This is a genomic window from Latilactobacillus fuchuensis (assembly GCF_900258455.1).
Classification (GTDB): Bacteria; Bacillota; Bacilli; order Lactobacillales; family Lactobacillaceae; genus Latilactobacillus; species Latilactobacillus fuchuensis.
In genome coordinates, this window is the sequence record NZ_LT984417.1 from 607,395 (window position 1) to 622,409 (window position 15,015).

Here is a 15,015-nt window from a genome sequence, read left to right on the forward strand (position 1 = left end):
AAGGGGTATTTTTGATGACAAGTTTAGTATTAGGTGCCGGTGGTGCTTTTGGCGGTTCAAGTTTCTTTATTATTTTAATTTTGATGATGGCGATGATGTATTTCATGGTTATGCGTCCACAAAAGAAACAACAACAAAAACATCAAGAAATGGTTAACCAAATGAAAAAAGGCGATGCCGTCATTACAATTGGTGGTTTACACGGTGTGATTGATTCAGTGAACACTGACGCTAAAACCGTTGTCTTAGATTGCGATGGCGTTTACTTGAAGTTTAATTTAAGCGCTGTTCGTAACGTGACACCAGAAGCAACGACTGAAACACCCGTTGTTGAAGAAAAAATTACTGAAGCAACAACTGAAGACGTGACAACTGATGATTCAAAAGACGACACAAAATAGATTATTAAAACAGTAAGTGTGTTGAGTTGCGGGTAGTAACTGAGCATTAACAGAAAATCCCCCAGTTATCTTGATTTTAAGATAATTGGGGGATTTTTAGTTAAGCGGAAGTTGTTGCAATTCAAAAGCACGTTAAAAATTGAAGTGCCTGATTCAACCGGTTAGCTTCTGAGTATAGCCTCTTTTTTTGATGCTTCAAAAAGGCCGTTAAGCCTAATGGCAAGTGATTTAATCCACAATGTAGTGCTGATATTTAATTTAAAAACGGTATAACTGAAATGGAATCGTTTTATATTCTGTTAAAAAAATCACAAAAAAGTGTTTACAACGATTCAAATGTGCGGTACAATTTCTTTGTTAAATAAATCACAATAATTTTTAAATTAGCGGAGGCAAACAGATGGTCAAGAAAGAAACAGTTAAAGAAGTTGTTAAAACACAATCAAATATTGATAAAATGGTGACTGATTTAGTTGAACGCGCTCATAAAGCATTGGCAATTCTAGAAACATTCGATCAAGCAAAGATTGATCATATCGTGCACCAAATGGCAATTGCGGGCTTAGACCATCATATGGAACTTGCTAAGATGGCTGTCGAAGAAACTGGCCGTGGAATTTATGAAGATAAAGCCATCAAAAATATGTTTGCTACCGAAGAAATTTGGCATGCGATTAAAGATAATAAAACAGTTGGTGTGATTGAAGAAGATCCTGAACACGGGATTACGAAGATTGCGGAACCCGTCGGCGTCATTGCGGGGGTAACACCAGTCACCAACCCAACGTCAACAACGATTTTTAAATCAGAAATTGCGATTAAAACGCGGAATCCAATTATTTTTGCATTCCATCCAAACGCACAAAAATGTTCTGTTCGCGCTTTAGAAGTCATTAAAGAAGAAGCCGTTAAAGCTGGCTTACCAGCGGATGCCTTACTTTATATTGAACAACCTAGTATTGAAGCAACGCAAACGTTGATGAATCACGTTGGTATTGCGACGGTTCTAGCAACTGGTGGACCTGGCATGGTTAAAGCCGCTTATTCAACTGGGAAACCAGCATTAGGCGTCGGGGCCGGTAATGCGCCAGCCTACATCGAAGAATCAGCAAACATCAAACAAGCCGTTAATGATTTGATTTTATCGAAATCATTTGATAACGGGATGATCTGTGCGTCAGAACAAGCAGTGATTGTTGATGCTAAGATTTATGATGACGTTAAAAAAGAATTTAAAGCGCAAGGCGTTTACTTCGCGAAATCAAGTGAACTGCCAGCCTTGAACGAAGCCATCATTGATCCTGCTAAAAATGCGGTTCGTCCACCAATCGTTGGTCAATCAGCGGCTAAGATTGCCAAGATGGCTGGTCTTGATATTCCGGAAGATACACCCGTTTTAATTGCTGAAATTAAGGGTGTTGGCCATCAATATCCATTGTCTCATGAAAAATTATCACCCGTTTTGGCGATGATTAAAGCGAAAGACCGTGAAGACGGTTTGGACTTGTGTGAAGCAATGTTAGATTTAGGTGGTTTAGGTCATACGGCGTCATTGCATACGACTGACCAAGAATTACCACTACAATTTGCCAAACGCATGAAAGCTTGTCGGATTTTGGTTAACACACCATCCGCACAAGGGGGCATTGGTGATTTGTATAACGAAATGATTCCATCATTAACTTTAGGCTGCGGATCATACGGCCATAATTCAATCTCACATAACGTGTCAACGATTGATTTATTGAACGTTAAGACGTTAACGAAACGGCGGAATAATATGCAATGGGTTAAATTACCAAGTAAAATTTATTTTGAAAAGAATTCAATTAACTATCTTGAAAAAATGGACGGCTTAAACAAAGTCTTTATCGTTGCTGATCAAGGCATGGTTAACCTCGGTTACGTTCGAATTGTTGAAGAAGTCCTCGCTAAACGGGCGAACGAAGTCCAAATGCAAGTCTTCTCAGACGTTGAACCTGATCCATCAACCAACACCGTTTATAAAGGTGCCGAAGCAATGCGCAGCTTTGAACCAGACGCAATTGTGGCAATTGGTGGGGGGTCCGTCATGGATGCGGCTAAAGGCATGTGGTTATTCTACGATTCAGCCGATGCTAATTTCTTTGGCGCTAAACAAAAATTCTTGGACATCCGGAAACGGACTTACAAGTTCCCTAAATTGAACAAAACGAAATTAATCTGTGTGCCAACAACTTCCGGGACGGGTTCTGAAGTGACACCATTCGCCGTCATTACGGATAGTGAAACGCACATTAAATACCCATTGGCTGATTATGCGTTGACGCCAGATGTTGCGATTGTTGATAGTCAATTTGTTGAAAGTGTCCCACCACGCGTTGTTGCCAATACTGGGATTGATGTCTTATGTCATGCGACTGAAAGTTACGTGTCAACGATGGCCTCTAATTACACGAAGGGTCTTAGCTTACAAGCGATTAAATTAGTTTTTGATAACTTACAAAATAGTTACGCTGGCGACATTGAAGCCAAAGGGAACATGCACGATGCTTCAACGATGGCCGGGATGGCATTTGCCAACGCTTTGTTAGGCATTAACCATTCGATCGCACATAAATTAGGTGGCGCATTCAACTTGCCTCACGGTTTGATGATTGCCATCACGATGCCACACGTGATTCGTTATAACGCGAAAACACCAACCAAACGGGCACTATGGGCTAAGTATAGCTATTTCAGAGCCGATGAAGATTATGCTGAAATCGCGCGTTATCTTGGCTTGAAAGGCAATACAACGGCCGAATTGGTCGAAGCTTATGCACAAGCTGTTACGAAACTAGCTGAAAGTGTCGGTATTCAAATGAGCCTACACGAAAATGGGATTAAGAAAGCTGATTTCGACAAACACGTCGACGGTTTAGCTGAATTAGCGTATGAAGATAACTGTACGGTAACGAATCCAAAAGAACCATTAATCAAGGAATTAAAGGCAATATTGGAAGCAGAATTTTAGAGCGCTGACTCAGCCGATTAGCTTCTGAGTATAGCCTAAAATGGCGCATAATGACTGATTTTAGTCATTATGCGCCATTTGTAGCTAGACGGAAGAAGCTGGCTGAGAAGCGCGTTTCAGAACAGAGCGCTGACTCAAGTTGGTCAGGCTTTGAGGATTAACCTAAAAACACGTTTCAAGGCAGAGTGCGACGCCGCACGGTAGATTCTGAGCATTAACAAAAATAGCGTATTATGACGATTTTCAGTCATGATACGCTATTTAAATTAAGCAGAAGTTGTTGGAATGATGAGCGGTCTCTTGCTCATGATTCCTGTTTTATCGTTAACCGGAAAAGGCTACTTGAGAAACGTGGTTTTGATTATTTCGGTTCATCAGTAGTTTAAGTAGTTCGTGATTTTGTTCGATAAATTTGACACTTGAGAGTGTTAATATTCTGCAAAATAAGGCATAATAGAAAGTAGACATTCATTTGGTTAAAGGATGACTAAGAAAAGTTTGTCGTCAAATTAAACAAGGATCGGGATTGTTATGACACCAAATAAAGAAGATTATTTAAAAATCATTTTTGAATTGGGTGGCGACACTAAAAAAGTAACGAATAAAGAAATATTGGCGGGGTTGAGCGTTTCGGCGGCTTCTGTGACTGAGATGGTCAATAAGTTGGTCAAGGAAAACTACGTGACCCATACGTCCTATCAAGGCATTCAATTAACGAAAGAAGGCGCTGTAGAAGCGGCTTTATTAGTGCGCAATCATCGGTTGTGGGAAGTCTTTTTAGTGGACAAATTGGATTATCAATTTAATAATGTTCATCCAGAGGCGGAACAATTGGAACATGTGACAAATCCTGGTTTAGCTGAACGGCTAGCGGATTTCTTAGGGCATCCAACGCGTTGTCCGCATGGCGGCATTATTCCCAATGCACGTGGCGAGTTTGAAAAACAAAGTAATCGTGCGCTAGTGGCGATGGAATTGGGCGAGACAGCCGTTTTAGAACGGGTTCTAGACGATAACGAACTGTTGCAATATACGATTGAAATTGGTTTATCGGTTGGCGACACTGTGACTTTGAAAAAAGTTGGCTTGTTTGAAAGCCCATTGACGTTGTACGATGAAACAACTAAAAATGACATTCAAGTTGGGATTAAAGCAGCCCAACATATTTTTGTGAGATAAACTTAATTAACGAGTGAAAGTGGTGGCAATATGCGTACGGATTTAGCAGCATTATTTATTATTTTTGGTGGTTCAGGAGATTTAGCGCAACGTAAATTGTATCCGGCTTTATTTAATCTCTACCAAAAGGGTTATTTAAAAGAACATTTTGCAGTCATTGGAACGGCACGTCGACCTTGGAGTGACGAACATTATCATGAGATTATTATGACTTCGCTAGCCGGTTTCGAGGCTGATGAAACGGTTAAAAAGACCTTTGCGAGCCATTTCTACTATCAATCACACGATGTGACCGATGCCCAACATTACGAAACGTTGAAACAATTAGCCGCTAAATTGGATGACCAATATCAACTGCAACAAAATCGAATTTATTACATGGCGATGTCACCACGATTCTTTGGAACCATTGCGAGCCATTTAGGGTCAGAAGCGTTGTTGACGGCGGATGGTTTTAACCGCCTGATCATTGAAAAACCATTTGGCCGTGATTACGATAGTGCTAAAATTTTAAATGATGAATTAACGCAAACTTTTGAAGAAGATCAAATTTACCGCATCGATCATTATTTGGGTAAAGAAATGATTCAAAATATTATGGCGCTCCGTTTTGGCAATGGGTTATTGGGGGCCGTTTGGAACAAGCAATTTATCGATAACGTCCAAATTACCCTTGCTGAATCAGTGGGTGTTGAAGATCGGGCTGGTTATTATGAAACATCCGGTGCTTTGCGCGATATGATGCAAAATCATATTATGCAAGTGATTGGGATGCTAGCAATGGAAATGCCAGTTAGTTTCTCAGCGGAAGATGTCCAACGGGAAAAGACCCGGCTATTCAAGAGTATTCAGCCTTACACACCGGCCGAAATTAAAACTAATTTTGTCCGGGCCCAATATGGCGAAACGCCGGTTGAGGGTCAAACGCAACCAGGGTATCGGCAAGAAACGAACGTCGCACCGGCGTCGCAAACCGAAACATTTGTCGCTGGTAAAGTCCTGATTGACAACGAACGTTGGTGTGGTGTGCCATTCTACGTCCGGACCGGGAAACGATTAGCGCGTAAAGAAACGCAAATTAATATCGTCTTCAAAAAGACGGGTGTTAATATTTTTGCACCTGATAAAAATGATCAATCAGCAGTCGCACCCGATGTTTTAACGATTTTTGTCGAACCTGAACAAGGTTTTGCGTTAACGTTAAACGGTAAAAAAGTGGGACAAGGCTTTGAATTAGTCCCTGGCCAATTGGCTTATCAATATAATCAACAAATGTTAGCCGACAGTCCAGAAGCTTACGAACGTTTAATTTTGGAAGCTTTGAATGGCGACGGGACTAACTTTACGCACTGGCGTGAATTAGCGGCTTCATGGCAGTTCGTTGATGCGATTCGGAAAGTTTGGGATGCTGATCAAACGGCTTTACCAACTTATCCAATCGGTTCAATGGGCCCCAAAGAAGCGACTGAGCTAGTCCAATCAACTGGTGCGGAATGGATTTTTGATCCAACGCAATCTAAATAAGTGAATTTTATCGAGCCTGCGTGTGAAGCGTAGGCTTTTCTTTTTGAGAGGAGGGACCACTATGGCGGAATTATTTAAAATACCATTGCGCAATGATACGAGTCGCAAGATTGTGCATATCGATATGGACGCTTTTTATGCGTCGATTGAGGAACGTGAACATCCGGAATTACGCCGGCAGCCATTGATTATCGCCCGTAATCCAAGTGATACGGGAGGCAAAGGGGTCGTGACGACTGCCAATTATGTCGCGCGTCAATACGGTGTCCATTCGGCGATGAGCGCGCAAAAGGCCGCCGAGTTGATTCCAAAACATCAGGCGGTGTTCAAAACGCCTGATTTTCCGTTATACCGGTCCGTCTCAGAACAAATTCATGAAATATTTCACACGGTTACCGATAAAATTGAACCGATTGCGTTCGATGAAGCGTATCTGGATGTCACTGAGAACAAGTTAGGTTTTACGCATACGATTGAAGTGGTCGCTTATTTGCAAAAGGCCATTCTGGAAGAAACCCAACTGGTGAGTTCTGCCGGGATTTCCTATAATAAATTTCTGGCGAAGATGGCGTCTGATTACCGTAAACCGGCGGGTCGAACAATAGTCTTACCGGAACAAGCGATTCCGTTTCTAACGCGGTTACCGATTGAAAAATTTCGCGGGGTTGGTCAAAAAACGGCCGTCAAAATGCAAGAGTTGGGCATCGAAACGGGCGCTGATTTATTGGCACAATCTGAAATGATGTTGATGCAAAACTTCGGCAAACTTGGTTATGGGCTTTATCGGCATGTGCGTGGCGTTGATAATCGGCCTGTTGAATACCAACGTGAACGTAAATCGATTGGCAACGAACACACTTATGGGCAACCTTTGATTAGTGAAGAACAGGTTCAAGCCCAATTGAAAATGATTGCCGCAGAAGTCGCCGTCCGCATGCGTAAAAATCAAAAGCACGGCCAAACGGTGGTCGTTAAGGTTCGTAATCGCCAGTTTGAAACGATTACGAAACGTAAAACGTTAGGTGAATACGTCGGTAGTGCACAAGAATTGGAAACTATCGCTTGGCAAATTTGGTCGAGCATCGGGCACGCTGAAGTCGGGATTCGTCTGTTAGGGATTACCGTCACAAACTTGGCACCGCAAACTTTTGAAAATATCACGCTGCCACTTTATGATTGGGAAAATGATTGACGAGTTTACTTTGTTTTTAGCGATGAAAACCGATATACTATAGATAAGTATGCCGATTATTAAATAATTGAAAGGCGGTGGCTTTTGAGTGACAACTAAACATGATCAGATCTTAACGTACATCGATAATTTACCAATTGGGGATAAGATCTCGGTGCGCTCAATTGCCAAAACGCTGGATGTTAGTGAAGGTACGGCTTATCGGGCGATTAAGGCGGCTGAAAATAGCGGCTTAGTCAGCACGATTGAACGAGTCGGCACCATTCGGATTGAACAGAAATTAAAAGGCAAGATTGAAAATCTGACCTTCGCTGAAATCGTGCAAGTGATTGATGGTGAAGTGTTAGGTGGTAAAGCCGGCCTGAATAAATTATTGGATAAATTTGTGATTGGTGCGATGCAACTTGAGGCGATGAAACGGTATATCACCCCTAAATCGTTGATGATTGTTGGTGATCGCGAGGACGTTCAACGACTAGCGCTTGAAAATGGCGCGGCCGTGTTGATTACCGGTGGGTTACAAACATCGCCGGAGGTCGTCGCGTTGGCCGATGAATTGGCCTTACCGATTCTACTGACAACGTATGATACTTATACCGTCGGCACGTTAATTAATCGGGCTTTGACCGATCAATTAATTAAAAAGGAAATCACGACAGTTGCTGACATCTACCATCCCTTGGCGGATACTTATTCGTTACTGGCGACCGAAACCGTGGGTGATTATAAGCAGTTAAGTGCGGCCGTCAACATGTCGCGTTTTCCAGTGGTTAACGAACACGGCCGATTGGTTGGGATTGTCACGATTAAGGATATCTTGGACAAACCAACGACGATGCAGCTGGATAAGGTTATGACGAAGAACCCGTCGAGTGTTAAGAAGTATATGAGCGTCGCCAGTGTCGGTCATTCAATGACTTGGAATAGTTTAGAAATGATGCCGGTAGTGGCTGATAACCTTGAATTAGAAGGGATTATCACCCGTCAAGACGTGATGGCCAATATGCAGACGGCGCAACGCCAACCGCAAGTAGCTGAAACCTTTTACGATCAGATTGTCGAATTAATCCAACCAGATGATCTTGATTCCGAATTTTATTCGGCGGCGTACCAGTTTGAAGTCAGTCCACAAATGACTAATAATTTAGGAACGATTTCGTTTGGTGTTTTGAGCGAAACCGTCTCGGCTGCCTGTCAACGGATGTTGCAGACTCAGTATAAACGCCACTCGATGATTGAACAGGTTAATTTACATTATTTACGTTTAATTCAAATTGAAAGTCAAATCAAAATTTTGCCCCGATTATTAGACATTGGTCGTCGTTCAGCTAAAGTAGATGTGGACATTTATGCGAACCATGTTATGGTTGCTAAAGCGATTGTGACTTGTCAGATTTTAGAAAGAGGTTAACCATGACAATTCCAGAACAAATTATTGCCAAAATTGAAGCCTATGACACGATTATTATTCATCGGCATGTTCATCCGGATCCCGATGCGATTGGGTCACAAGTTGGATTGGCGGAAGTCATTCGGAATAGTTTTCCAACTAAAAAAGTCTATCAAGTGGGTAGTGATACCGGCGATTTGGCTTGGCTGGCAAACGTTCAAAGTATCGATGAAGCGACCTATCAAGGGGCTTTAGTGATTACGACCGATGCAGCCAATTCACCACGAATTAGTGACGATCATTATCAAGATGGCGCGTACCTGATTAAGATTGACCACCATCCAAACGATGATCCGTATGGTGATTTGAATTGGGTCTTACCCGACGCTTCAAGTACTTCCGAAATTATCATCGACATCGTCAATGATAGTCAGGGTCGTTTGCAATTCAACGATGCTGCCGCTCGTGTTCTGTACGCCGGTATGGTCGGTGATACGGGGCGGTTTATGTTTGATTCAACCAGTCCGCATACGATGAATTGTGCCGCTCAAATGATGACGTTTGATATCCAACATGCTAAGATTAATCAACGCATGAATGAAATCACGTTGGAACAGGCCAAGTTGCAAGGGTACTTGTTTGACCAATTACAGGTCAATCAACACCATGTTGCCTATCTCGTTGTTAGCCAAGCGACTCAAGCACGGCTACACGTGTCAGCCCAACAGGTCCATTCGATTGTCGGGACACCCGGCCGGTTACGGGGGGTCTTAACTTGGGTGACGTTTGTCGAACAAGACGACGGCGCTTATCGCGTTCATTTCCGGTCAAAAGGACCGGTCATTAACGAATTAGCGAAACAACATGCTGGCGGGGGTCATCCAATGGCCAGTGGCGCCAATGCAGCGGATCAAGCTGAAATTGAACAGATTATTGCAGAATTATCAGCGCTTGCGGATGCGTACCAAGCAGCCCAGTAGCGCGGTTAAAATAGAAAGTAGGATTTTATGGAAAATCAATTTATCCAATTTAATTTAAAGCCAGAAATTATTGAAGCTTTAGATGAAATTCATTTCACCAAACCAACAGCGGTTCAACGGCGCGTCATGCCCGTCATCAATGCTGGTAAAAGTGTGATTGGTCAATCACAAACTGGGAGTGGTAAAACCCACGCCTTCTTATTACCAATCTTCAACAAAATTGTCGCTGAAAAAGATGAAGTACAAGCCGTCATCACAGCGCCTAGTCGTGAATTAGCGTACCAAATTTACACGGCGGCTGAACAAATTGCCAAACATAGTTCAGTTGAAATTCGGATTGGTCGCTATGTCGGTGGGACCGATAAACACCGCCAAATCGAAAAACTAAAACAACACCAACCCCAAATTATTATTGGGACGCCTGGTCGGATTTTAGATTTAATCGAAAGTAAAGCCTTAAAGATTTACACGGCTAAGATTCTAGTGGTCGATGAAGCGGATATGACGCTTGATATGGGCTTCTTGAAACCCGTCGATCAAATTGCTAGTCGTTTACCAGAAGACCTACAAATGATGGTCTTTTCAGCGACGATTCCTGACAAGCTACAACCATTTTTACAAAAATACATGCACAATCCGGTGATCGAAGAAGTTAAGAACGAATCTGTGATTAGCCCCACGATTGAAAACTGGTTATTGCCAACTAAGGGCAAGGCCGTTAATCAAACAATCTACACGTTGATTACGATGGGCCATCCATTCTTAGTGTTGATCTTTGCTAATACGAAGAGTCGTGTTGATGATATTCACCATTACTTACAATCACAAGGCTTGAAAGTTGCTAAGATTCATGGCGATTTACCACCACGTCAACGTAAGCGCGTTATGAAAGAAGTTCATAATTTAGATTATCAATACGTCGTGGCGACTGATTTAGCAGCCCGTGGGATTGATATCGAAGGGGTCAGCATGGTCATTAATGCTGAAATTCCAACCGAAGATTTAGAATTCTTTATTCATCGAGTGGGTCGGACGGGCCGGAACGGTTTAGCCGGAACAGCCATCACATTATACGGTCCAGAAGATGAAAATGCCGTTGCGCAGATTGAAAATATGGGCATCAAGTTTACACCGAAAGTATTAAAAGATGGCGAATTAGTCACTTCTTACGATCGTAATCGTCGGAAGAAACGGACGGCTAGCACCCATGAATTAGACGTTGGTTTAAAAGGGATGGTCAAAAAGGCCAAACTAAAACGTAAACCAGGTTATAAGAAAAAGATTAAAGAAGCAATCCAAAAAGACGCGCGTCAAAAACGGCGGGTTGAACAACGGGTTGAACTCCGTGAGAAAAAACGGGAAACCAAAGCTCGTAATAAACGCTAGTCAAATTATGATTGGGGTGGCATAAATGCATGAATTCGATTTGCAATTAAGTCAATGGCAACAATTATCAGAAGCCGATCGGCGGGCTAATTTTGGCCAAGTTTTACGCTATTTTGTTAGTCCGCTAGTGGCGGTCGATTGGATTGAACCGGTGAAAGTTGACTATCAACAGACGGTTTTGAAGACCTATAGTGTCTGGTTGTTGGGCGAACAGTTTTTGTTTATTCCAGGGCAACCCGCTGTCCAATTGGGTTGGTCAGCCGGGGCGACGAAACTAACGCCTAACGAATGGTTTGCGCAATCGAATCGACCGCTTAAAGCCGATGAGGGGATTGTGTTAACGAACCAAGACGCGGTTTCTGATTACGTGAATGAACTGACTTCAGACAACCGGACGGTTAACATGCCCGCGTTATTGGTCGCACAAGCTGCCCAACCGATTGACTGGTTAGCGCAAGGCGTTTATACCTTGGTCAATGGCCAGTTTAGCGGGAATCAACTGTTTTATCGGCAGTATCAAGCCGAACTGCAAAATCTGCTTTACCGGCAACGGGAAAGCCAGTCGGCCTATTTTGAAAGTCGTCATTTAATTGTTAAACCATTAATGCAGCACCAAGCCTATCAAGTGTTTGAAAAGATTAATTTGTCAGAATTAGCGCTTAAACAGACGTTACACCAACAAGGATTCGATTTTGTGAGTCCGGATCAATATGAATGGCTCAAAGGTGCGGGCACAACTAGTCTGTGGGTTGCGGGGAATCATTTACCAACCGCCAATCAATTGATGCACCAGTCATTTGGTCTTGATTTTGATGGGCAACGACGCTACGAATTGACCAATGATCCGTTAGTCTATAAGGGTGGCCCGTGTGTCACCGGTGGCCGGTACCAACTGGAACAGGTGTTGCCGACGTCGCCATTTTATGAATCGGGGCTGGCAACGCAGGTCATTGAAGACGTACAAGTGCCTCGTCAATATCGACGGACGATTCCAATCGTGCTCGAGTAGTTGACAATTTCGCGATTATTTTTTATACTTTGGAAGTGTTGGGATATACCTCATCAGCAATGTAGACAGGGATGCTTTGGATTCATTGAGAGAAAGCAACGGCGTCGATGAGCGTGCTCCCCAACCGTCAACAATTCAATAAACTCATAAAGAGGTTAACGACTAACATCGTTGCAATCAAGGTGGTACCGCGCTTATGCGTCCTTGAATTTGCAGCGGTGTTTTATTATTTTGAAGGAGAATTTAGATGAAAAAATTAACGAGCGCCCAAGTGCGTCAAATGTTTTTAGAGTTCTTTAAAGAAAAAGGCCATGATGTTGAACCGAGTGCACCATTAATTCCGGACGATGATCCAACGTTATTGTGGATTAATTCAGGGGTCGCAACGCTTAAAAAGTATTTTGATGGCCGCGTGGTACCCGAAAATCCACGGATTACTAACGCCCAAAAGAGTATCCGGACTAACGATATTGAAAATGTTGGGAAGACTGCGCGTCACCATACTTTCTTTGAAATGTTAGGTAATTTCTCAGTCGGTGATTACTTTAAAGAAGACGCGATTCCTTGGGCTTGGGAATTCTTAACGAGCGATAAGTGGATTGGTTTAGAGCCCGCTAAATTATACGTGACGGTTTACCCTAAAGATCAAGAAGCGCACCGAATTTGGATTGAAAAAGTCGGGTTGTCGGCGGATCACGTCATCGAAGTTGAAGACAATTTCTGGGATATCGGTGAAGGCCCCTGTGGTCCCGACTCAGAAATCTTTTACGATCGTGGCCAATCATTCAACAATGTGGCTGAAGACGACCCAGAGAACTATCCTGGCGGCGAGAACGAACGTTACTTGGAAGTCTGGAACATTGTCTTCTCAGAATTCAATCATTTACCAAATGGTGAATATGTTGAACAACCCCATAAAAATATTGATACGGGGATGGGTCTTGAACGCCTGGTTTCAGTCATCCAAGAAGCCCCAACGAACTTTGAAACAGATCTATTTATGCCACTGATCGAAGCCACGGCAAAATTGAGTGACCATAAACAATACGGCAAAAACACAGCTGACGATATTGCGTTCAAAATTATTGCCGATCACGCACGCGCAGTGACGTTTGCGATTGGTGACGGTGCGATGCCATCTAACGAAGGTCGCGGTTATGTGTTACGACGCTTAATCCGGCGGGCGATTTTGAATGGGAAGAAGTTAGGCATTAACGATGCGTTTATGTATCAATTAGTGCCAATCGTGGGTGACATCATGGTTAGCTATTATCCTGATGTTTTAGCGCAAAAAGACTTTATCGAAAAAGTCATTCGTTCAGAAGAAGATCGTTTCCGCGAAACGTTAAATGATGGGTTGCGGTTATTGAACGAAACGATTGTGGCCGTTAAAGCCGCTGGTCAAACTGAAATTACGGGTGCCGCAGCGTTTAAATTATTTGATACGTTTGGTTTCCCAATCGAATTAACGACTGAATATGCGCAAGATGAAGGTCTAACGATTGACCAAGCCGGTTTTGAAGCCGAAATGGCGCAACAAAAAGCCCGGGCGCGGAATGCCCGTAGTGACGAACAATCAATGGGGACTCAAAACGAATTGCTATTGGACATTAAGGTCGCTAGTGAATTTACGGGCTACACTGAATTGACAACCGACAGTAAATTGGCCGTCATTATTCAAGACAACGCGAAACAAACGATGATTAGTGAAGGTCAAGCCCAACTTATTTTTGACCAAACGCCATTTTATGCCGAAATGGGTGGGCAAGTCGCGGACCAAGGGATTGTTAAAAACTTGGCAGGCCAAGTGGTCGCTAAAGTGACTGATGTGCAATACGCACCAAACGGCCAACCATTGCATACCGTCACAGTCCTAGATGAAATGTTAAGTGGCGTCCATTATACGCTAGTGGTTGATCCAACTTTTCGGGGTGGGGTCATCAAGAATCATACGGCCACTCATTTATTGGATCAAGCTTTACGCGACGTCTTGGGCGAACACACGCATCAAGCTGGTTCATTAGTGGAACCTGACTATTTACGGTTTGATTTTACTAACTTGGGTCAAGTAACCACTGAACAATTGGCTGAAGTCGAACAAATCGTCAACAACCAAATTTGGGCAGCACTGCCCGTTAATACGGTTGAAACGGATATCGAATCCGCTGAAGCGATGGGGGCGATTGCCCTCTTTACCGAAAAATATGGTAAGACCGTGCGCGTGGTTAAAATCGGTGACTATTCAATGGAACTTTGTGGTGGGACGCATGCCCGCAATACGTCTGATTTAGGCCTCTTCAAGATTACAAGTGAATCTGGGATTGGTGCTGGCACCCGACGGATTGAAGCTGTGACGTCGAAAGCCGCTTTTGCTTATCTCAACGACAAACAAGCGTTACTTAATCAATTAGCTGGCGAATTAAAGGTCGCTCAAGTCAAAGATTTACCAAAGAAAATTCAACAATTACAAAGTGATTTAAAAGCAGAACAAAAAGAAAATGAACAATTAAAAGCGAAGTTTGCACAACAACAAGCCGGTAACGTCTTTGAAAACGTAGTTGAAGCGGGTCAATGGCGCTTAGTGGCTGCTGACGCTAAAGTGGCGGGGATGAATGAACTCCGTCAATTGGCCGATCAATGGCAACAAAAAGCTATCTCAGACGTCTTAGTGTTAGCAACGGTTGCTGGCGATAAGGTCAGCTTAATCGTCGCTGTTGCACCAGCTGCAATTAAAGCCGGCATCAAAGCGGGCGATTTAATCAAACACATTGCACCCCTTGTTGGTGGCGGTGGCGGTGGTCGGCCAGATATGGCCCAAGCCGGTGGTAAGAACCCAGTCGGGATTCCAGCCGCATTGACAGCTGCGCAAGAATTTTTAATGAAATAGGTCAAAAATTGAGGCCAGCATTATTTTAAAGGAATCTAAATTAAATGACGGTTGTGCTTCAACGCGCGCCAT

10 protein-coding genes are annotated in these 15,015 nt (G+C 43.1%); all 10 read left to right on the plus strand.

Going from position 1 to position 15,015, the window contains the following annotated elements; translation table 11 throughout:
* Positions 1 to 14: 14 nt before the first annotated feature.
* Complete coding sequence (gene yajC / locus LFUMFP_RS02805) at positions 15 to 401, plus strand: preprotein translocase subunit YajC (RefSeq protein ID WP_025083436.1); 387 nt, start codon at positions 15 to 17, stop codon at positions 399 to 401.
* Between the two features lie 400 nt (positions 402 to 801).
* Entirely contained in the window at positions 802 to 3,396 is a 2,595-nt protein-coding gene (adhE, locus tag LFUMFP_RS02810; protein WP_056950785.1) for a bifunctional acetaldehyde-CoA/alcohol dehydrogenase, read from the plus strand.
* Between the two features lie 531 nt (positions 3,397 to 3,927).
* Positions 3,928 to 4,575, plus strand: coding sequence for a metal-dependent transcriptional regulator (locus LFUMFP_RS02815; RefSeq protein WP_025083435.1), 648 nt, complete (start codon positions 3,928 to 3,930; stop codon positions 4,573 to 4,575).
* Between the two features lie 30 nt (positions 4,576 to 4,605).
* Complete coding sequence (zwf, locus tag LFUMFP_RS02820; RefSeq protein WP_025083434.1) at positions 4,606 to 6,099, plus strand: glucose-6-phosphate dehydrogenase; 1,494 nt, start codon at positions 4,606 to 4,608, stop codon at positions 6,097 to 6,099.
* 61 nt (positions 6,100 to 6,160) lie between these two features.
* Positions 6,161 to 7,291 carry a DNA polymerase IV gene (gene dinB / locus LFUMFP_RS02825; RefSeq protein ID WP_106483017.1) on the plus strand — a complete coding sequence of 377 codons (1,131 nt, stop codon included), beginning with the start codon at positions 6,161 to 6,163 and terminating at the stop codon, positions 7,289 to 7,291.
* Between the two features lie 88 nt (positions 7,292 to 7,379).
* A complete protein-coding gene (locus tag LFUMFP_RS02830) occupies positions 7,380 to 8,702 on the plus strand; it encodes a DRTGG domain-containing protein (protein ID WP_106483018.1) in 1,323 nt (440 codons plus the stop codon).
* 2 nt (positions 8,703 to 8,704) lie between these two features.
* Positions 8,705 to 9,661 carry a DHH family phosphoesterase gene (locus LFUMFP_RS02835; RefSeq protein ID WP_106483019.1) on the plus strand — a complete coding sequence of 319 codons (957 nt, stop codon included), beginning with the start codon at positions 8,705 to 8,707 and terminating at the stop codon, positions 9,659 to 9,661.
* Positions 9,662 to 9,688: 27 nt separating this feature from the next.
* Positions 9,689 to 11,047, plus strand: coding sequence for a DEAD/DEAH box helicase (locus LFUMFP_RS02840; RefSeq protein WP_025083432.1), 1,359 nt, complete (start codon positions 9,689 to 9,691; stop codon positions 11,045 to 11,047).
* A 25-nt stretch (positions 11,048 to 11,072) separates the two neighbouring features.
* Positions 11,073 to 12,056 (plus strand): hypothetical protein, encoded by a 984-nt coding sequence (locus tag LFUMFP_RS02845; RefSeq protein ID WP_106483020.1) that lies wholly within the window; start codon positions 11,073 to 11,075, stop codon positions 12,054 to 12,056.
* A gap of 247 nt (positions 12,057 to 12,303) precedes the next feature.
* Positions 12,304 to 14,943 carry an alanine--tRNA ligase gene (gene alaS / locus LFUMFP_RS02850; protein ID WP_106483021.1) on the plus strand — a complete coding sequence of 880 codons (2,640 nt, stop codon included), beginning with the start codon at positions 12,304 to 12,306 and terminating at the stop codon, positions 14,941 to 14,943.
* The last annotated feature ends 72 nt before the right edge of the window (positions 14,944 to 15,015 follow it).